Source organism: Parasphingorhabdus sp., from assembly GCF_965233695.1.
GTDB lineage: Bacteria > Pseudomonadota > Alphaproteobacteria > Sphingomonadales > Sphingomonadaceae > Parasphingorhabdus.
The window spans coordinates 1,167,756-1,185,799 of the sequence record NZ_OZ247497.1 but is presented as its reverse complement, the minus strand read 5'-3'; the positions used below and the strand labels follow the sequence as shown (position 1 = coordinate 1,185,799).

At 54.6% G+C, this 18,044-nt stretch carries 21 protein-coding genes; 7 read left to right on the top strand and 14 right to left on the bottom strand.

All coding sequences use genetic code 11. The features are described from left to right. The first annotated feature begins 5 nt into the window (after positions 1–5). Positions 6–539: an inorganic diphosphatase gene (gene ppa / locus ACO6S1_RS05560; RefSeq protein WP_422345328.1), complete on the top strand. Its 534-nt coding sequence runs from the start codon at positions 6–8 to the stop codon at positions 537–539. Further along, complete coding sequence (locus ACO6S1_RS05555) at positions 536–850, top strand: hypothetical protein (protein ID WP_422345327.1); 315 nt, start codon at positions 536–538, stop codon at positions 848–850. The genes ppa and ACO6S1_RS05555 overlap by 4 nt, the downstream gene beginning before the upstream one ends. 14 nt (positions 851–864) lie before the next feature. On the opposite strand, the gene ACO6S1_RS05550 is transcribed toward ACO6S1_RS05555, so the two are convergent. After that, positions 865–1,989, bottom strand: a complete 1,125-nt coding sequence (locus ACO6S1_RS05550; protein WP_422345326.1) for a serine hydrolase domain-containing protein — start codon at positions 1,987–1,989, stop codon at positions 865–867. Positions 1,990–2,163: 174 nt separating this feature from the next. Between ACO6S1_RS05550 and sucC the strand changes: the two genes are divergently transcribed. The 5 genes from sucC (at position 2,164) to ACO6S1_RS05525 (ending at position 7,528) form a co-directional block, all read left to right on the top strand. After that, on the top strand, positions 2,164–3,363 hold the full coding sequence (gene sucC / locus ACO6S1_RS05545) for an ADP-forming succinate--CoA ligase subunit beta (protein WP_422345325.1): 1,200 nt from the start codon (positions 2,164–2,166) through the stop codon (positions 3,361–3,363). A 133-nt stretch (positions 3,364–3,496) separates the two neighbouring features. Continuing rightward, complete coding sequence (locus ACO6S1_RS05540) at positions 3,497–4,243, top strand: electron transfer flavoprotein subunit beta/FixA family protein (protein WP_422345324.1); 747 nt, start codon at positions 3,497–3,499, stop codon at positions 4,241–4,243. Then, positions 4,243–5,172, top strand: coding sequence for an electron transfer flavoprotein subunit alpha/FixB family protein (locus tag ACO6S1_RS05535; RefSeq protein WP_422345323.1), 930 nt, complete (start codon positions 4,243–4,245; stop codon positions 5,170–5,172). The genes ACO6S1_RS05540 and ACO6S1_RS05535 overlap by 1 nt, the downstream gene beginning before the upstream one ends. Before the next feature lie 138 nt (positions 5,173–5,310). Next, a complete protein-coding gene (locus ACO6S1_RS05530; RefSeq protein ID WP_422345322.1) occupies positions 5,311–6,468 on the top strand; it encodes an AAA family ATPase in 1,158 nt (385 codons plus the stop codon). A 46-nt stretch (positions 6,469–6,514) separates the two neighbouring features. Beyond that, positions 6,515–7,528: a cupin-like domain-containing protein gene (locus ACO6S1_RS05525; protein ID WP_422345321.1), complete on the top strand. Its 1,014-nt coding sequence runs from the start codon at positions 6,515–6,517 to the stop codon at positions 7,526–7,528. A gap of 21 nt (positions 7,529–7,549) precedes the next feature. Here the strand turns inward: ACO6S1_RS05525 and ACO6S1_RS05520 are convergent, their stop codons facing one another. The 13 genes from ACO6S1_RS05520 to ACO6S1_RS05460 all read right to left on the bottom strand — a co-directional run bounded on the left by ACO6S1_RS05520 (position 7,550) and on the right by ACO6S1_RS05460 (position 18,018). After that, positions 7,550–8,017, bottom strand: a complete 468-nt coding sequence (locus ACO6S1_RS05520; protein ID WP_422345320.1) for a hypothetical protein — start codon at positions 8,015–8,017, stop codon at positions 7,550–7,552. Next, on the bottom strand, positions 8,017–8,379 hold the full coding sequence (locus tag ACO6S1_RS05515) for a HesB/IscA family protein (RefSeq protein WP_422345319.1): 363 nt from the start codon (positions 8,377–8,379) through the stop codon (positions 8,017–8,019). The genes ACO6S1_RS05520 and ACO6S1_RS05515 overlap by 1 nt, the downstream gene beginning before the upstream one ends. Beyond that, positions 8,376–8,894, bottom strand: coding sequence for a GNAT family N-acetyltransferase (locus ACO6S1_RS05510; RefSeq protein ID WP_422345318.1), 519 nt, complete (start codon positions 8,892–8,894; stop codon positions 8,376–8,378). Before ACO6S1_RS05510 ends, ACO6S1_RS05515 begins: the two co-directional genes overlap by 4 nt. Next, on the bottom strand, positions 8,891–9,412 hold the full coding sequence (locus ACO6S1_RS05505; RefSeq protein WP_422346145.1) for an SUF system Fe-S cluster assembly protein: 522 nt from the start codon (positions 9,410–9,412) through the stop codon (positions 8,891–8,893). Before ACO6S1_RS05505 ends, ACO6S1_RS05510 begins: the two co-directional genes overlap by 4 nt. Before the next feature lie 9 nt (positions 9,413–9,421). Next, complete coding sequence (locus ACO6S1_RS05500; protein ID WP_422345317.1) at positions 9,422–10,636, bottom strand: SufS family cysteine desulfurase; 1,215 nt, start codon at positions 10,634–10,636, stop codon at positions 9,422–9,424. After that, positions 10,636–11,118, bottom strand: coding sequence for a hypothetical protein (locus tag ACO6S1_RS05495; protein ID WP_422345316.1), 483 nt, complete (start codon positions 11,116–11,118; stop codon positions 10,636–10,638). The genes ACO6S1_RS05500 and ACO6S1_RS05495 overlap by 1 nt, the downstream gene beginning before the upstream one ends. Beyond that, positions 11,115–11,873, bottom strand: a complete 759-nt coding sequence (locus ACO6S1_RS05490; protein WP_422345315.1) for a SufD family Fe-S cluster assembly protein — start codon at positions 11,871–11,873, stop codon at positions 11,115–11,117. The genes ACO6S1_RS05495 and ACO6S1_RS05490 overlap by 4 nt, the downstream gene beginning before the upstream one ends. Beyond that, positions 11,870–12,196, bottom strand: coding sequence for a hypothetical protein (locus ACO6S1_RS05485; protein WP_422345314.1), 327 nt, complete (start codon positions 12,194–12,196; stop codon positions 11,870–11,872). Before ACO6S1_RS05485 ends, ACO6S1_RS05490 begins: the two co-directional genes overlap by 4 nt. After that, entirely contained in the window at positions 12,193–12,936 is a 744-nt protein-coding gene (gene sufC / locus ACO6S1_RS05480) for a Fe-S cluster assembly ATPase SufC (RefSeq protein WP_422345313.1), read from the bottom strand. The genes ACO6S1_RS05485 and sufC overlap by 4 nt, the downstream gene beginning before the upstream one ends. Positions 12,937–13,019: 83 nt before the next feature. After that, positions 13,020–14,531, bottom strand: coding sequence for a Fe-S cluster assembly protein SufB (gene sufB / locus ACO6S1_RS05475; protein ID WP_422345312.1), 1,512 nt, complete (start codon positions 14,529–14,531; stop codon positions 13,020–13,022). Then, positions 14,528–14,986: an SUF system Fe-S cluster assembly regulator gene (locus ACO6S1_RS05470; protein WP_422345311.1), complete on the bottom strand. Its 459-nt coding sequence runs from the start codon at positions 14,984–14,986 to the stop codon at positions 14,528–14,530. The genes sufB and ACO6S1_RS05470 overlap by 4 nt, the downstream gene beginning before the upstream one ends. An 81-nt stretch (positions 14,987–15,067) precedes the next feature. Then, positions 15,068–15,910, bottom strand: a complete 843-nt coding sequence (locus tag ACO6S1_RS05465) for a DUF6597 domain-containing transcriptional factor (protein WP_422345310.1) — start codon at positions 15,908–15,910, stop codon at positions 15,068–15,070. Between the two features lie 272 nt (positions 15,911–16,182). Then, positions 16,183–18,018 carry a DUF885 domain-containing protein gene (locus tag ACO6S1_RS05460; protein WP_422345309.1) on the bottom strand — a complete coding sequence of 612 codons (1,836 nt, stop codon included), beginning with the start codon at positions 18,016–18,018 and terminating at the stop codon, positions 16,183–16,185. Between the last annotated feature and the right edge of the window lie 26 nt (positions 18,019–18,044).

Below are 18,044 nucleotides of genomic sequence, written 5' to 3'. Positions count from 1 at the left end.
ACCCTATGGACATCACCAAAATTCCTATCGGCGATAACCCGCCGGAAAGCCTCAACGTCATAATCGAAGTTCCGGTGGGCGGCGAACCGGTTAAATATGAATTTGACAAGGCATCCGGAGCACTGTTCGTCGACCGCATCCTCCACACACCGATGCGCTATCCCGCCAATTACGGCTTCATTCCGCATACCTTGTCCCCCGATGGCGATCCGCTGGATGCGCTGGTCGTGGCGCGCTCGCCCTTCATGCCGGGCTGTGTTGTGCGTTGCCGGCCGATTGCGGTATTGAATCTGGAAGACGAGCATGGCGGCGACGAAAAACTGCTTTGCGTCCCGATTGATGCAACATTCCCTTATTATCGCGCCATTGGCGAAGGTGGTGATCTGCCCGAGATCGTGATGCAGCAAATCGAGCATTTCTTCACCCATTACAAAGACCTGGAGCCCGAAAAATGGGTCCGTGTCGGCAAATGGGGCGATGCCGAGGAAGCCCGTCAGGTCGTGATGGACGCGATCGAACTGGCGAAAACAAAAGCATGAGCAAGATGCAATATGCGGCCGGACTAGCGCTGATCGCGTGTCTGGCCGCCTGCACGACGCCCGAAACCCGGGTGCGCAACGGATTGATGAGCGCGGGACTGTCCAAACCAATCGCAAGCTGTATGGCAGACCGGATGGTGGATCGGCTATCCTATGCGCAGTTGGACAAGCTCAGCCGCCTCGACAAACTGCGCAAACGCAATGCCGGGGATATCAGCGTCAATGAGTTTGTAAAGCGAACCAAAGCCCTGCAAGATCCCGAAATACTGGGTGTTGTTACCTCTTCGGGACTGGTCTGCGCCGTCAAATAGATAACAATATCCGCTTATGGCGTGACAAATTCCATGAGGAATTTCGCCACAACCGGACTATTGTGAATCTCCGCCGCAGTCAAAGGATTGCCCCACCAGAGATTTTCGTTATTTGCCAGCACGATAAGGGTGAGCCTCTTATCCGGTATTTTGAGATAGATGGCGGAATAGCGATCCGGCTCCCATCCCGAATGCCAATAGAGCCGCTTACCCTGCCGGTCTTGTGCAAACCAGCCCCAGCGATAATCCCCGCGCGGCGGCAGTTTGTCGTCAGAGAATATCCGCCCCATCCATTCAGCCGAAAGCAGTTTTCCGGAATCGAGCGCGATATCAAACTGGGCGATATGTCTCGCGCTGGCTCTGATGCCAGCAGCCGCGCGAAAGTCATCATCCGAATGACTGGCCTTAACATCGCGGCCATCCTCCTGAACGGTAAATGGCGGTGCCAGCAGCCGGAGCGCTGAGCCCCCTTCCGGATCATGCCATCCCAGCGCGACATTTTCCATGCCCGCCTTTTTCAGGACATTGTCCCGAACAATCGCGCGCAACGGCCGTCCACCTGCGCCTTCAATAGCGCGATCAATGCGCGCATAGGTCATCGGATTGTAAACGAAGGCCGATCCTGCCGCGCCATTGACCCGCATGTTGAGGCTGTCCGATAGCGACAATTTGCGGGTGCAGTCCACCGGTTCGATAACGGTTCCATCACTGTCTTGGCCGCCGCCGCCAAAGGGAATGCCGGAGGCTGAAAACCATCCGCAAAAATCTGCCCAGCGCGGGTCGTTGGCCAAGAGCCAATCGAGAAAGAGTCCGCCCTTCTCGGCTTCCGCCAAAATCGCGGTTGCGGCAATGGGTTTCGTGACCGACGCAATCCCGAAAGTCGTGTCTATTGTCGCCGGAACATCGCCCTCGTCATCCGATGTTCCCAAAGCCTGTTCCCAGACTATTTCGCCGTCTTTGACAATTACGGCGGTCAGCGCCCGAATGGATTGCCCCTTGCGAAAGTCAGACAGAAAGGCGCCAAATTTTTGATAGCTTTCGATATCGTCCTTTTCCGAGGCCGATACTGTATCGCCGAGAGGTAACAAAATCGCGGTCAGCGACATGAAAATACCGCTTAGCAGGCCTTTGCAAGTCATCGAGTAACCTCTTTCGCCAAAGGGGGAGCGGAAATCGCGGGAAGCCTATCTTTACATAGCTGTCTGGAGAAGCAACAAATATCATAAATCAGGGTGGAAATCCCCACCTGACTGTGCTTTAGCCCTGCACAAGACTCGCTAACCGAAGATATAAGAAAGGCGCTGCACCGTCCCATGAACATCCATGAATATCAGGCCAAAGAAGAACTCGCCAAATATGGCATTGGCATTCCTGCAGGCCACGCGGCCCTGACCGTTGAAGAAGCCGTAGCAGCAGCCGAGAAACTGCCCGGACCGCTCTATGTGGTCAAAGCGCAAATCCATGCCGGCGGACGCGGCAAGGGCAAGTTCAAGGAATTGGGGCCAGATGCCAGCGGCGGCGTGCGCCTCTCCAAATCGGTCGACGCCGTGCGCGATAATGCGACGGAAATGCTCGGCAACACGCTCGTCACTATCCAGACCGGTGATGAAGGCAAGCAGGTCAACCGGCTCTATGTCACCGATGGCGTGGATATTGAGGAAGAATATTATCTCTCCATGCTGGTCGACCGCGCAAGCGGCCGGATCGCGATGATCGTCTCCACCGAAGGCGGCATGGACATCGAAGATGTCGCGCATAACACACCGGAAAAAATCAAGACGATCACAATCGATCCCGCGCAAGGCTTTATGCCGCATCATGGCCGGTCGATGGCTTTTGCTCTCGGTCTTTCGGGTGATCTGAACAAGCAAGCGCAGAAACTCGGCAAACAGCTCTATACCGCGTTTACCGACATGGATTGCGAGATGCTGGAAATTAACCCGCTCGTCGAAACCAAAGACGGTCAGCTGCTCGTGCTCGACACGAAAATGAGCTTTGATGGCAACGCGTTGATGCGTCACCCCAATCTGGTCGAACTGCGCGATGTGACCGAGGAAGATCCGGCAGAAGTCGAAGCATCCAAATATGACCTCGCCTACATCAAACTGGACGGCAATATCGGCTGCATGGTCAATGGCGCGGGTCTTGCGATGGCCACTATGGACATTATCAAGCTTAACGGTGCGTTCCCGGCCAACTTCCTCGATGTAGGCGGCGGCGCGACCACGGAAAAAGTGACCGCAGCGTTCAAGATCATTCTTGCTGATCCGGCTGTCGAAGGCATTTTGGTCAATATTTTTGGCGGAATCATGAAATGCGATATCATTGCTGAAGGCATTGTTACCGCGGCAAAGGAAGTCGATCTGTCGGTACCGCTCGTGGTCCGCCTGGAAGGCACCAATGTCGCGAAGGGCAAGGAAATTTTGGCGAATAGCGGTCTGCCGATCGTTTCAGCCGACGACCTCGGCGATGCGGCGAAGAAAATTGTTGCCCAGGTAAAAGACGCCGCCTGAACCGCGGCATAGGTCACAAAGTGCATCTATGCGTGGTTCGCAAAAGCGGTCATGTTGCGTTGCACCATCGATATTTGACGTTTACGTGAACGTAAGCTAAGGCGTTCGCGATATTACAAAGAAGGAAACAGCAATGAAAATCCTGGTGCCCGTCAAACGGGTCATAGACTATAATGTAAAACCGCGGGTCAAATCCGACGGCAGCGGCGTGGATCTCGCCAATGTCAAAATGTCGATGAACCCGTTTGACGAAATTTCTGTCGAAGAAGCGATTCGCCTGAAAGAAGCTGGTAAGGCGGAAGAAATCATCGCCGTTTCGGTTGGCCCGCAAAAGGCACAGGAAACTCTCCGCACCGCACTCGCCATGGGCGCAGACCGCGCGATCCTGGTTATGACCGACGCAGAAGTCGAGCCACTGGGCGTTGCCAAAATCCTTGCCAAAATCGTTGAAGAAGAAGCACCAAAGCTGGTCATCACCGGCAAGCAGGCGATTGATGACGATTCAAACCAAACCGGTCAGATGCTCGCAGCATTGCTCGGTTGGGGTCAGGGCACATTCGCCAACACCGTTTCCGTCGATGGCGACAGTGTCGAGGTAAAGCGCGAAATTGATGGCGGTTTGCAGACGGTCAAGCTCAGCTTGCCTGCTGTGGTCACCACCGACCTGCGCCTCAACGAGCCACGCTATGCGTCGCTGCCGAACATCATGAAGGCCAAGAAAAAGCCGATGGATGAGAAAACACCGGCTGATTACGGCGTCGATATTTCGCCGCGCCTCACCACCACCAATGTTTCCGAACCGCCCGTGCGTCAGGCCGGTGAAAAGGTTGAAGATGTGGATGCGCTGGTCGCCAAACTTAAAGCTGTAGGAGCCATCTGATGAAGACTCTTGTACTCGTAGAACATGACAATACGAACATGAAAGATGCGACGCTGGCCGTGGTTACTGCCGCGTCGCAACTGGGCGAAGTCCATGCGCTGGTCGTCGGCTCTGGCTGTGCCAGCGTTGGTGAGCAAGCCGCAAAGGTCGCCGGTGTCAGCACCGTGCATGTCGCCGACGATGCCGCGCTTGCCAATCAATTGGCTGAAAATGTCGCGCCTCTGGTCGCCAGCCTGATGGACAGCCATGACGCGTTCCTCGCGCCCGCCACCACCACCGGCAAAAACATCGCGCCGCGCGTTGCTGCCTTGCTCGACGTCATGCAGATTTCGGACATTCTCTCGGTTGAAAGCGAAGACACTTTCACCCGACCGATTTACGCGGGCAACGCGATTGCCACCGTCAAATCATCGGATGCCAAGAAAGTCATCACCGTACGCGGTACGGCCTTTGACAAGGCCGCCACCGAAGGCGGCTCCGCATCCATCGAAGGCGTGACCGGCGCCGGTGAATCCGGGCTTTCATCATTTGTGAGCGAAGAAATCGCCAAGTCCGAGCGTCCCGAACTGACCTCCGCCAAGATCATCGTATCGGGCGGCCGTGCCCTGGGCTCTGCCGAAAAATTCGAAGAAGTCATCACGCCTCTCGCCGACAAGCTCGGCGCCGGCATCGGTGCTTCACGCGCTGCGGTCGACGCGGGCTATGTCCCCAATGATTATCAAGTCGGCCAAACCGGCAAAATCGTCGCTCCAGAAGTCTATATCGCCATCGGTATTTCCGGCGCGATCCAGCATCTCGCAGGCATGAAAGACTCCAAGACAATCGTCGCGATCAACAAGGACGAAGACGCTCCGATTTTTCAAGTGGCCGATATCGGACTGGTTGCGGATCTGTTTAACGCCGTGCCGGAGTTGACCGAGAAGGTTTAAGCGTTTCGATAAATGGGATATTTTTATCCCGTTTGACAGTTTCAGACCCCGGCGTGAAAGCGTCGGGGTTTTTTGTTATGAAAGCTTTCAGTCTTTCAGCCGTTCTTGAAATATCCCTTTCACTGTCAAAGTAGTTTCATGATTAGTACGCTCGCCATTTCCGGATATCGGTCCCTTCGGGACATAAAGCTCTCGCTGAGCGATCTCACCATCATCAGTGGCGGGAATGGAGCAGGAAAATCCAGCCTATATCGGGCCTTGCGGTTGCTTGCCGATTGTGCGCAAGGGCGGATCATCCAAAGTCTGGCTCTCGAAGGCGGCCTATCCTCGACCTTATGGGCCGGACCGGAATCTTTCTCACCTGCGATGAAAACTGGTGAAAAGCCCGTTCAAGGAACCATACGCAAAAAGGCAATATCCCTAAAACTCGGATTTGGTGCAGATGACTATAGTTATGCTATTGATCTGGGGCGAAGTGCAACTGGCCCATCATTCTTTTCTGGGGACCCTGAGATAAAGTCCGAATATTTGTGGATGGGAGAAATCTGCAGGCCCGCTAATGTTATAGCGAAGCGCAATGGCCCCGGTGTTACAATTCGTGATCGGGAAGGGAGTTGGAAACAAGTATTCACTCAACTCGCTCCCTTTGACAGCATGATGACTCACGCCAGCGATCCTTTAGAGGCCGCCGAACTCCTTATCGCCCGGGAACAAATGCGCGATTGGCGTTTTTACGATCATTTTCGCACCGATGCCGCAGCGCCCGCGCGGCGGGCACAAATTGGTACTTATACACCTGTTCTCAGTTCCAACGGTCATGACTTGGCAGCAGCCATCCAGACTATCCGTGAAATGGGCGATCCTGAACAACTCGATGCTGCCGTGGCCGATGCATTTGCAGGTGCTTCCATCGGCGTATCCGATGCCTCTGCAGGTTTTATCCTAGAAATGATGCAACCGGGACTGTTGCGGACTCTGGCTGCCCATGAACTATCGGATGGAACGTTGCGATATCTTTTGCTGATCGCCGCGCTCTTATCTCCGAGGCCACCGAAATTGATGATACTCAACGAACCGGAAACAAGTTTGCATCCGGAACTGATCAAGCCATTGGCCCGATTGATTGCACATGCATCACAATCCACCCAAATGATTGTCGTTTCTCACTCGGACACGCTCGTAGATGCGCTGATGGATCAACCTGGCACGACACAGGTGCTGCTGGACAAGGAATTAGGCGAGACTGTTATCCATGATCACGAGTCACCATTATGGAAATGGCCGACAGCGCGTTAAACGCCGCCGTCTTTTTTCTGCAACCTCGCGCTGATATGACGCTTTCATGACAGCCGCCAAATCCCCCAAAGCCAAACCGGATAAGCGCGAAGTCCTCGCGCAGGCCATCCTTGATGGATGCCCGATCAATGACCTGCCTGCCCGTTTCATTGCCGCTGGCTATAGCGAGAAGGCCGCCGCTTATGAGGCCGGGCGGGCGATGAAGGATCCGCTTTTCAATGCTGGCAAGCGGGTGAGCAACCGGCTGCGCAAAAGCCATTGGACGCTGGACAATTATCGCCGCCTGCACCGGGCTGACGCTGGCGACGGAACGGAAATTCCTGCCGTCCAGACGATCGAACCAGACGTCTTTTTCCGCGACTACCACCATCGCAATCTGCCCGTAAAACTAACCGGGCTGGTCGACCACTGGCCGGCGATGCAGCGCTGGACGCTGGATTATTTCGCAGACAAAATCGGGGATGCAACTGTCGAGCTGCAGGGCCAGCGGCAATCGCGCGACGATTATGAAATGGCCAAAGACAACCACAAGCGCCACGTGAAATTCAGCGAATTTGTCGCCCTGCTCCGTCAGACGGAGAGCAGCAATGATTTCTACATCACCGCCTATAATGACACGGTCAACAAACAGGCGCTGGCGCCCTTATGGGAGGATGTCGGCGATATTTCGCTGCTCCAATCAAGCGGCGGACAGGACGGGTTTTTCTGGATGGGGCCAAAGGGTACGATCACGCCTTTTCATCATGACCTGACGAACAATCTGCTGCTGCAAATTTCGGGGCGCAAGCGTGTCACCATGGTCGCCGCCTATGACACCGCACATATGCGCAACCACCTGCACTGCTTTAGCTTATGGACCTCGCCCGAAGATATCCGCGCGCTGGGCGAGGCGGCGCCAAAACTATGGCAATGCGATATCGGCCCGGGCGAGGCTGTGTTCCTGCCCGTCGGCTGGTGGCACCATGTCGAGGCGCTCGACCATACGATCGGTATGTCGTTCACGAACTTTCCGGTCGATAATGATTTTTATACAGATTATCCGAGCGACGTGGAATTCTAGCGGTTCACGCAAGGCCGCAGGTCATCGGTCATAATCGAACCCGTTTTCGGCCAGCCGTACCCAGCGCTTTTGACGATGCGCATAAAATGCCTTTGCGAATATCGCGACGAGTGGTGTCAAAATTCCTGCGTCGACGGTTATCCGGTCGGCATAGTGCGTTTGCAAGCCGCTTGGCCTGATCTCTATCATGTGATCCCAAGTGCGGATCATCATGCCGCGGCCATTATCGCGGATGCGGCGAACTTCGCCTTCGGCCGGCTGATCTTCAATGGCTATTATCTGCCAACCAATGGGAATGAAGCCAAATAGCAACAGCCAGGCCCGATATTCACCCTCCACCCAGGTCTCGGGAAACGGCTTCGTTTTCGTCGGAACAAACCGCACAAACCCGCGTGTTATATAGTGCAAAAGCCGGGACGTCCGCACTTCCTGCCAGACTTTTTCAACGGCAGCAGGAATTTCTGTTTCCAGGACGATAGTCCTCGCCATCAGACGGTAAAGCTCTCCCCGCAGCCGCAATCGCCTTTGCTATTGGGATTGTTGAACACAAAGCCTGCGGTGAAATCGTCTTCCTGCCAGTCCATGGTGGACCCGATCAGATAAAGCACACTCGGCCCATCGACATAGAATACGCCGCCGGGGGTGACGATCTTCTCGTCAAATTTCACTTCCTCGGTGATGTAATCAACCGAATAGGCGAGGCCCGAACAGCCTCTGCGCGGGGTGGATAGTTTCACGCCGATCACATCGTCCGGCGCCTTGGCCATCAGGTCGGCGATGCGTTTCTCGGCCGCGGGCGTCAGGATGATCGCTGCGGGGATTTCGCGCGTTTTGGTTTTTACTTCGGTCATGTCTCAAGCCTTTTTTGCCAGAACAATGCTTTGCCCATTTTCGGGTCCAGTTGATAATCGCCATAGCCCAGAGAAGCATAAAGCGCCTTGGCCGGCATATTGCCTTCCAGCACTTCCAGAGTTACTTTGCAGGCGCCCACTTCCCGGGCCATGGTTTCAATCTCTGCAAACAGCGCGCGTCCGACGCCACTGCCACGATATTCTTTGGCGACCACTATATCATGAATGTTGATCAGCGGCTTGGCGGCAAAGGACGAAAATGTCGTCATCAAATTGGCCAGTCCCGCTACCTCGTCACCCACATAAGCGAGCACAGAGGATGCCGCCGGTGTTGCGGCCAGACCGGGAACCAGATCAGCCTGTACCTGCGGCGACAGATCTGCACCGCCGCCCATCGGGTCCATTGCATAGACGCGCAGCATCTCGACTATGGCCGCCGCGTGATCGGCATTGGCATAGTCTGCGCGAATGACGGTCGCTGCCGGCGCCATGGAAAGAGTAGCGGTTGCCGTCATAGCATCCCCAGTTCGAGCTTCGCTTCGTCGCTCATCTTCTGCGGATCCCATGGCGGGTCCCAGACGAGATTCACTTCGCTATGGCCAACACCGGGAACACTGCCGACCTGCATTTCAATTTCGCCGGGCATGGACTCGGCCACCGGGCAATGCGGGGTGGTCAAAGTCATGGTGACAATCGCGTGATTATCAGGCGTAATCTCCACGCCGTAAATCAGACCAAGGTCATAAATATTCACTGGAATCTCAGGGTCATAAATCGACTTCAAGGTATCAATGACGGCTTCATAAAGATCGCCGCCCGCTTCACCCGCCGGTGTTTCGGTGGGTTGCTGAGCCAGAAAACCTTCGAGATAATCGCGCTTGCGGTTTAGCTTGCTGACATCGCTTTCGGCCTCATAGGGCGAAGGGGCCATTACAGGCGCGGGCTTTTCTTCAACCGCGTCCTCGACTTTTGCCAAGGGTGGCTTTTCCACGCTGTCGACTTCTTCGACCACTATTTTGCGTTCTTCGTTCATCATTCTTTCCTACCCGAAAATCTTTCTTACCCGTTCGATACCCTTGACCAGGGCCGCGACATCTTCTGCGTCGCTGTAAATTCCAAAGCTGGCCCGCGCCGTTGCCGGTACGCCCAGATAGTCCATAAGCGGCTGCGCACAATGATGACCGGCGCGGATCGCAACGCTGCCTTCATCCAATATAGTGGCGACATCGTGCGGATGCACGTCGCCAACCGCGAAACTCAATATGCCCATGCTCTTATCCGGGCCGAATACCCGCACGCTGTTGATGCCGGACAAGGCTTCGCGCGCCATCGCCAGCGTTGCATTTTCATGGGCAGAAATCACGTCCAGACCGATGCCTTCAACATATTGGATAGCGGCGTCGAGACCGACGACCCCTGCAATATGCGGCGTGCCTGCTTCGAACCGTCCCGGCGGCGGCGCATAGGTCGTGCCGTCAAAACTGACCCGGTCAATCATCGACCCGCCGCCCTTCCATGGGGGCATGGCGTCAAGAATGTCATAAGGCGCCCACAGCGCACCAATGCCGGTCGGGCCATAAATTTTGTGGCCGGAAAAGACATAGAAGTCGCAGCCAAGGTCCTGCACATTCACAGGCAATCGCGGTGCAGCCTGACAGCCATCGAGCAACAGTTTCGCACCAACTTTATGAGCGATGGTTGCCGCGCGTTTGGCGTCGAGCAAAGACCCCAGCACATTCGATACATGGGCCAGCGCCACCAGCTTGTGCTGTTCGGTCAGATTGGCTTCAATCCAGTCGAGATCAATCTGGCCATCGTCGGTTAAAGGCGCAACATCGATATGCGCACCCACTCGCTCAGCCAGCAATTGCCACGGCACGATATTGCTGTGATGCTCCAGTTGCGACAACATGATCCGGTCGCCTTTGCCGACATTGGCGTTACCCCAACTTTCTGCGACCAGATTGATGCTATCGGTCGCACCGCTGGTAAAGACGATTTCATTCTCGCTCGCAGCGCCCAAGAAATCAGCAACCCGTTTACGGGCAGCTTCAAAGGCCAGCGTCATGTTGGCGGAACGCTCATAAACGCCGCGGTGTACGGTTGCATAATCAGGACCATAGGCGCGCGCTATGGCATCCAGCACAGGTTTGGCTTTTTGCGCTGTCGCAGCGGTGTCGAGATAATGCCAGTCCTCGGCTATGCCGGGAAAGTCGGCGCGTTTGGACGCGTTTTCCATTGTGATTTCATCAACCATCAGGGACATGATCCAACCTTCCATGAGCCTGCATTGTCTCCGCGGGCGCATTGCGATCGCATTGTCATACCGTTTAGTTTCCAACCGCCTTCCACAGGCTTGAGGCGGATCAACCATTGCTCGGCATCAACAGAATCGTCTAGCAATCCTTCGGCCATGACGGTGACCAGCAACCTGTCCTTGTGGTCAATATCCGGCTCAGCGGTAACCGTCAGCTTCTGTTTCCCCTCGAGCGATTCCGGGAAATTTCTAACAAATGCGCTGGCCGCATCTAGCGGTGTCGGAAAAATCGTTAGCGGCATTGTGATACGCTTCATTTCCGATGATGCTGGCTCGGGTGAAGGCAATTGCACCGGTTGAGCCTGTGCCTGAGATGCAAGGAGCGTCAAAAAGCACAGCGCTACTGTGGATATTGTTGTCGCTCTACCAGGAACAACTTTTGCACCAGCCAAATGCCGTTTCATATCTCGCCAGAATATCATGAAATATTCTCCAACGCCGCCAAGGCTTTATCCTCAATCAACGCGCGTTGTTCGTCGCTTTCCATGCTCACAAACGCATCTGCGATAAACGCCTGCAGCATCAATTTCTGCGCCAGTTCGGGCGGCAGACCGCGCGCGGCCATATAGAACAGCGCCTGCTTGTCGAGTTCACCGACAGTTGCGCCATGGGCACATTTCACATCGTCGGCGAAAATTTCCAGCTCCGGCTTGGCATTGGCGGTCGCCGTGCGGTCGAGCAGCATGGCCTTGACCGATTGGGCTGCATCGGTTTTCTGCGCATCGCGCGCGACATTGATTTTCCCGAGGAAACTGCCGGTGGCCTTGCCCGCGAGTACCGAGCGCACAACCTGATTGGATGTCGCATTCGGCTCCGCATGAATCGTTTCGGTCACAATTTCCAACGTCTGTATGCCCGAACCCAAAATCGCGCCACCCAGTTCAAAATGCGCGCCCTTGCCGAGCGTTACTTTGACCTGAATGCGGCCATAGTCGGCAGCGCTTGCCAGCACGTGAAGCGCGAAAGTCGCATTGTCGCCAACGGTAATGTCGAGATCGACAATGCCAACGCCATCAATCATCGGCAGCTCGGTAATCTGGCGCGAAGCGGTCTCGCCGGCAGCAACCATCAGCCGCTCCGGACCATCCAGCTTGGGCCAGACCGGCTCGAGCGCTTTCAGGTCCGCATAGCGCCATGCTTCATCACGCTTGGTCGGGAGAGGAAGAGTTGTAGTCATGGTTGAGACCTTTGTAATTCGCGGCGCAATTTGGTCAGTAATTTGGGCTTTTCCGCGTCCACGCAGCTTTTAATGGCGCCGTCACCGACAGCCCCGTCGCGGATGCATCGCACGGTTGTCTTGCACAGGCGCTTGTCCAGATTGATATTGCCGGATGACTTGTCGAGCGAGCAGGTGAAACGGCCTTTCTGGTCTTTTCCGACCATGGCCGATATGCTGTTCAATCGCCGCCCGATGACGACAATCTCATCCTCGACCGCCTCACTCTCGGCCGCAGTTGCAGCCGGTTGCACCGCTGCCAGCAAGAGGACACTCAAAATCATGCCGCGACTGCCTCATAACCTTCTTCTTCGAGCTGCAGTGCCAGTTCGGGGCCGCCCGTCTTGACGATCCGGCCACCCGCCAACACATGGACAAAGTCCGGTTTGACCAGTTCGAGCAAGCGTTGATAGTGGGTGATCAGCAGCACGGCCTTGTCAGGTTTGCGCATAATCGCATTAATGCCGGAACCAACGACGCGCAGCGCGTCGATGTCGAGACCGCTATCAGTTTCGTCGAGAATTGCCAGCTTGGGATCGATAATCCCCATTTGCACCATCTCGTTGCGCTTCTTTTCACCGCCGGAAAAACCGACATTAACCGCGCGTTTCAGCATATCCATATCCATTTTCAGCAAGCCTGCTTTTTCCTTGGCGAGCTTGATAAATTCTGCGCCCGATAAAGGCTTTTCCCCGCGCGACTTGCGCTGGCTGTTGAGGCTTTCGCGCAGGAATTGCAGATTGGACACGCCGGGAATTTCGACCGGATATTGAAAGCCGAGGAAGATACCCGCCGCTGCACGCTCATGCGGATCGAGTTCGAGCAAATCCTCTCCGTCAAAGTTCACACTTCCTGCTGTGATTTCATAGCCGGGTCGGCCACCAAGCGCATAAGACAGGGTCGATTTACCGGCGCCATTCGGCCCCATGATCGCATGGATTTCACCTGCGTTCAGTTCGAGCGAAAGCCCCTTGAGGATTTCAGTGTCGCCGACTTGGGCGTGGAGGTTTTCAATTTTCAGCATATTTCTTTTCTTTGATTGAATGGCATATGATTTTCTTTAGCCTGACCTTGTTTCAGCATGACGGGATAGGACGACACACCGCCTCATCCGACACTCCCCTCAAGCGAAATCGCCAACAGCTTCTGCGCTTCCACCGCAAATTCCATCGGCAGCTGCTTCAGCACATCCTTGGCAAAGCCGTTGACGATCAGGGAGACCGCTTCTTCCTCATCCAGCCCGCGCTGCTGAGCATAGAACATCTGGTCGTCGCTGATCTTTGAAGTCGTCGCTTCATGCTCAATCTGCGCGGTGGGGTTTTTCACCTCGATATAGGGCACCGTATGCGCGCCGCTTTTGTCGCCGAGCAGCAAGCTGTCACATTGCGTGAAATTACGGACATTTTCCGCGTTCGCACCCACGCGGACCAGGCCGCGATAGGTATTGTCGCTATGGCCAGCGCTGATCCCCTTGGAAATAATCGTTGAACGGGTGTTCTTACCATTGTGGATCATCTTGGTGCCGGTGTCGGCCTGCTGATAATTGTTGGTCAGCGCGACCGAGTAAAATTCGCCGACGCTGTTTTCGCCGTTGAGCACACAGCTTGGATATTTCCACGTCACCGCGCTGCCGGTCTCCACCTGCGTCCAAGAAATCTTGCTGTTTTTACCCTGACACAGACCGCGCTTGGTCACAAAATTGTAAATCCCGCCCTTGCCGTCCTCGTCACCGGGATACCAGTTCTGGACGGTGCTATATTTAATCTCGGCATCATCCATCGCAACCAGTTCGACCACCGCCGCATGGAGCTGGTTTTCATCGCGCATCGGCGCGGTGCAGCCTTCGAGATAGCTGACATAGCTGCCTTCTTCCGCAATGATCAGGGTGCGCTCAAACTGGCCCGTATTCTCCGCATTAATCCGGAAATAGGTGCTCAGTTCCATGGGGCATTTGACGCCCTTGGGAATATAAACAAACGTCCCGTCGCTGAACACGGCGCAATTGAGCGTCGCGAAATAATTGTCCTTCATCGGCACGACCTTGCCGAGATATTTGCGAACGAGATCGGGATATTCCTTGATCGCTTCGGAGATCGAACGGAAAATCACGCCCGCTTCTTCCAGTTCCTCGCGGAAGGTTGTCGCCACTGACACGCTGTCAAACACCGCATCCACGGCTACCTTGCGCGCGCCTTCCACGCCGGCGAGCACCTTTTGCTCCTCGATCGGAATGCCAAGCTTCTCATAAACCCGCAAAATTTCCGGGTCGACCTCGTCGAGACTGTTCAGCTTTGGCTTCGCCTTGGGCTCGGCATAATAATAGGCATCCTGATAATCGATCATCGGGATTTCGAGCTTTGCCCAATCGGGGCTTTCCATCGTTTCCCACATGCGAAAGGCCTTGAGGCGCCAGTCCAGCATCCACTGCGGCTCGCCCTTTTTGTCGGAAATGAAACGCACCGTATCTTCGTTCAGACCTTTGGGCGCGAAGTCCTGTTCAATGTCGGACGACCAGCCAAATTCATAGTTGCTGGCATTGTCCACGGCCGCTTGCGCTTCGGCATTCATTGCCGCGCGATCGTCCAGTTCCTGAATGTCCGTTTTCACTTCTTCACTCATAACGCTTTTTCCATGGATGTGATTTTCTGTGCGGCCGGCTCATCTGCCAGGCTTGCAAGGCTAACGTCGTTCAATGCTTTGCGGATTGTCTGGTTGATCACGCCCCAGTGCGGCTTGACCGTACAATTATCTTCCAGTGCGCAGTCATGATTGCCATCAATCGTGCAACTGGTGATAGCGAGCGGCCCTTCAACGGCCTCGACAATATCGGCAAGACTGATCGATGCGGGGGGCCGTGCCAGCCTGATGCCACCGCCGATACCGCGCGTCGATTCGATCAACCCGGCTGCGGACAGGCGGCTGACCAGTTTCTGTGTTGTCGGCAAAGGAACACCGGTTTCCTGAGACAGGGTCGATGCGTTCATCTTGCCTTCCGCCAAAAGCGCAGCACCGCAGTGCCGCGAAGCAGCGGACATAAGGACAACAGCATAGTCGGCAAGGCTGGAAAGCCGCATAAAAACTCTCGAAATTCCTGTGATTCTCTAAATAAGACCTATTTAGTCGTATTTAGCCGGAAATGCAACTCCTGACTGATATTATGTGTCAGAAGTGAGTGGCGGTATATGCCCTTTTAACAGGCCGCGCTGGTCAATCAGCTTAGCCGTTTCGCCCTCAGCAACCCGCAATTTCGTCGGCGTTGTACCGGCGAAAAACTTGATCTCGCGAATCATATGCGACTGATCATAAAAAGCATCCTCAAGCGCCAGCAGCTCTTCCTCATTCTGCTCTGCATAGGCCCGTGCCGCTCGCAAGGCCCGATATTTACGCGCCAGATATTTTGGCGCCATGCCGTAGAGTTTATTGACGGTCCGGAGCACCTGTCGGGAACTTTGATCCGATCGCTCCATAAGCGCGCTGACTGGAGGAGAGGGCTCAGATGACAACCATTCATCGACCATTTTCGTGAACTGTTCGACCTCGGGTTTGACCCGGTGCCGCAAATCCCGGAAAATCCGGTCCGCCCAGGCGGTCATGCCGTCCGGGCTGTTGCAACCGCGCAGTAATTCAAGACTTTTGTCAATCTCATCGGTAAAGATCTTGTGCGCTGGCACCGCTTTGTCGGTAAAATCGGCAGCCGATTTCTTCGTCAGCGCCGCCCAGCCTGCCGGCAAAAGACCGACTCCAAACATCCGGAACGGTCCCTTCACATCAAAATGCATCGCACCGGTAGAGGGGCCAACCAGCATCGCGTCTTTCGCCGCATATGTTTTGCCATCGGCAAATCCAAGTTCCGCCGTGCCTTCCAAAAGAAAGCGCAGCTGCGCTATGGCGGCGCGTTCATTATCCGAAAATTTGGGATGCTCAACTTCAAAAAGATAATAGACCGAGACTAGGTCCCGAACATCTTCTGCAGGAGCAAAATATCTCAAACTAACCAAAGCGAACCCCTTTTATCCGGTTCGGGGGCAAACCGGAATTCCATTGGTTGCACGTTTATAACCAAAAAAAATAGGAAAAAAAACTGGCCTGGCCAATAAAATAGCCAGGCCAATGAGGAAAAGAAGTCCCAGCCGCAGGCTTAATGCAGCAGAGTTTCCTTGTGGTCGCACAAATTCAATGCACCAGAACAGGGGATTCGCAATTGGACAAAAACGACAAATTTTGCTGTAGTTATTGACATTTACGGCCAGTCAGCAGCGCCCTTAGGCTGTTAGCGCGTTGCTGCAATCCAGTTATTGACCCGCTCTTCCATGATATTCAGGGGCACTGGACCACTGCGCAAGATCACATCATGGAAATCGCCCATGGTAAATTTGTCACCCAGTTCTTTTTGCGATTTTGCCCGCAATTCCATGATTTTAAGCTTCCCAATCATGTAAGCGGTCGCTTGACCCGGATAGACAATATAGCGCTCAATCGCTTTGCGGATATCGCTTTCCGGATTCGGCGTATTGTCGGTCAGATATTTGATCGCTTCTTCGCGACTCCATCGCTTGTCATGGATCCCGGTGTCGACAACCAACCGGCAAGCACGCCACAATTCCATGCCTAACCGGCCGAAATCGGAATAGGGGTCCGTGTAGAAGCCCATATCCTTGCCGAGCTCCTCAGTATAAAGGCCCCAGCCTTCCGAATAGGCGGTGACACCGCCAAATTTGCGGAATGCAGGCAAATCGCCCAGTTCGGTCTGAATGGCGAGCTGCAAATGGTGACCCGGCAGTGCCTCGTGATAGGCCAAAGCCTCTAGCTCGGTTTTGGACATGCCTTTCAGGTCATAGAGATTGACATAATAGGTGCCTGGCCGCGACCCATCCGGCGCAGGGCGCTGATAAAAGGCTTTGCCGGCAGATTTCTCCCGGAACGCTTCTACTGGCTTGATGACAAACGGCGCCTTGGGCAGGGTGTTGAAAAATTCCGGCAGTTTCTTTTCCATTTCGGCCAATTTCGCATTGGCTTCGGCCAGATAATCTTCCCGGCTGGTGTGGAAATATTGATCGCTGGTCCTCAGATGGGTGAAGAAATCCTGCAAACTGCCTTCAAAACCGACCTGCGCCATGATTTTGCGCATTTCACCATGAATCCGCGCTACATTATCAAGACCGATTTGATGAATTTCATCCGCCGTCAAATCCGTAGTCGTATAGTTTTTCAGACGTTCCGCATAATAAGCTTCGCCATCCTTGAACCGCCAGACACCATCGCCATCGACCGCCATTTGCTGCTGGCGCTCCATCTCGGTAATAAGTTTCTGATAAGCAGGCGCGAGACTGCCCGTCAGCGCCTCACGGCCCCGTGCAATCAGATCCGCCTTTTCCGCATCTGAAATGGAAAGCGCATTCACTTTCTTTTTCAAATCCGCAAAAATGGGGGAGTCAGCGCCTGTATCAAACGGTGCGCCAGTGATAACGTTTTTGGTGTCATTGATCACATAAGGGAAGACCCAGTCCGGAACGATAATCCCGTCATTCGCCCTCTCCGCCGATTGCGCGACCAGTGACTCAAAAAATGGTCCGGATGCATTGAGCCGGCTTACATAAGCCTCGGCGTCCGCTTTATTGGTGACCCGGTGAATATTGATCATGAAGGCGGGAATCTGGCTCTGCGCGCCGTTCATCTGATCGAAAATATAGCTGTTCCGGCGAAACGGAAATGCTTCTCTCGAACGTTCGGCTCGCACCTGGAACAGCCGGTAGCTCAGTTTGCTGGCGTCGTTGAGCTCGCTTTCGTCAAATTCCGCTTCCATCACGACCAGGGCTTCCTGGCCGCGTTCATATTCCTCAACTGCAGCGACATCGCTGGGATCATCCAGCTTGCCATAATCCGCGTCCTTGATACCGCGGAAGGATTTCGAGATTGGCGAGTTAGCCAGCTCAATCTGATCATAATCGTCGAAAAATGCCAACAGCCGTGCATTGATGTCGCTATCGACAGCAACCTGCTCGGCCTGCGCTTCTGATGGATTGGCGCTGGCACTGGCAACCGATCCATTTTGCGGTGAACAGGCCGCTAACATAGCAGTGGTAGCGAGGAGGACATATTTGAGCATGGCGATTCCCTTTATGGTTATCAGCT

Excerpts from the sequence above, each read along its gene's own strand:
- ppa (WP_422345328.1), top strand. The coding sequence starts at position 6 with ATGGACATCACCAAAATTCCTATCGGCGATAACCCGCCGGAAAGCCTC.
- ACO6S1_RS05555 (WP_422345327.1), top strand. The coding sequence starts at position 536 with ATGAGCAAGATGCAATATGCGGCCGGACTAGCGCTGATCGCGTGTCTG.
- ACO6S1_RS05550 (WP_422345326.1), bottom strand. The coding sequence starts at position 1,989 with ATGACTTGCAAAGGCCTGCTAAGCGGTATTTTCATGTCGCTGACCGCG.
- sucC (WP_422345325.1), top strand. The coding sequence starts at position 2,164 with ATGAACATCCATGAATATCAGGCCAAAGAAGAACTCGCCAAATATGGC.
- ACO6S1_RS05540 (WP_422345324.1), top strand. The coding sequence starts at position 3,497 with ATGAAAATCCTGGTGCCCGTCAAACGGGTCATAGACTATAATGTAAAA.
- ACO6S1_RS05535 (WP_422345323.1), top strand. The coding sequence starts at position 4,243 with ATGAAGACTCTTGTACTCGTAGAACATGACAATACGAACATGAAAGAT.
- ACO6S1_RS05530 (WP_422345322.1), top strand. The coding sequence starts at position 5,311 with ATGATTAGTACGCTCGCCATTTCCGGATATCGGTCCCTTCGGGACATA.
- ACO6S1_RS05525 (WP_422345321.1), top strand. The coding sequence starts at position 6,515 with ATGACAGCCGCCAAATCCCCCAAAGCCAAACCGGATAAGCGCGAAGTC.
- ACO6S1_RS05520 (WP_422345320.1), bottom strand. The coding sequence starts at position 8,017 with ATGGCGAGGACTATCGTCCTGGAAACAGAAATTCCTGCTGCCGTTGAA.
- ACO6S1_RS05515 (WP_422345319.1), bottom strand. The coding sequence starts at position 8,379 with ATGACCGAAGTAAAAACCAAAACGCGCGAAATCCCCGCAGCGATCATC.
- ACO6S1_RS05510 (WP_422345318.1), bottom strand. The coding sequence starts at position 8,894 with ATGACGGCAACCGCTACTCTTTCCATGGCGCCGGCAGCGACCGTCATT.
- ACO6S1_RS05505 (WP_422346145.1), bottom strand. The coding sequence starts at position 9,412 with ATGAACGAAGAACGCAAAATAGTGGTCGAAGAAGTCGACAGCGTGGAA.
- ACO6S1_RS05500 (WP_422345317.1), bottom strand. The coding sequence starts at position 10,636 with ATGGTTGATGAAATCACAATGGAAAACGCGTCCAAACGCGCCGACTTT.
- ACO6S1_RS05495 (WP_422345316.1), bottom strand. The coding sequence starts at position 11,118 with ATGATATTCTGGCGAGATATGAAACGGCATTTGGCTGGTGCAAAAGTT.
- ACO6S1_RS05490 (WP_422345315.1), bottom strand. The coding sequence starts at position 11,873 with ATGACTACAACTCTTCCTCTCCCGACCAAGCGTGATGAAGCATGGCGC.
- ACO6S1_RS05485 (WP_422345314.1), bottom strand. The coding sequence starts at position 12,196 with ATGATTTTGAGTGTCCTCTTGCTGGCAGCGGTGCAACCGGCTGCAACT.
- sufC (WP_422345313.1), bottom strand. The coding sequence starts at position 12,936 with ATGCTGAAAATTGAAAACCTCCACGCCCAAGTCGGCGACACTGAAATC.
- sufB (WP_422345312.1), bottom strand. The coding sequence starts at position 14,531 with ATGAGTGAAGAAGTGAAAACGGACATTCAGGAACTGGACGATCGCGCG.
- ACO6S1_RS05470 (WP_422345311.1), bottom strand. The coding sequence starts at position 14,986 with ATGCGGCTTTCCAGCCTTGCCGACTATGCTGTTGTCCTTATGTCCGCT.
- ACO6S1_RS05460 (WP_422345309.1), bottom strand. The coding sequence starts at position 18,018 with ATGCTCAAATATGTCCTCCTCGCTACCACTGCTATGTTAGCGGCCTGT.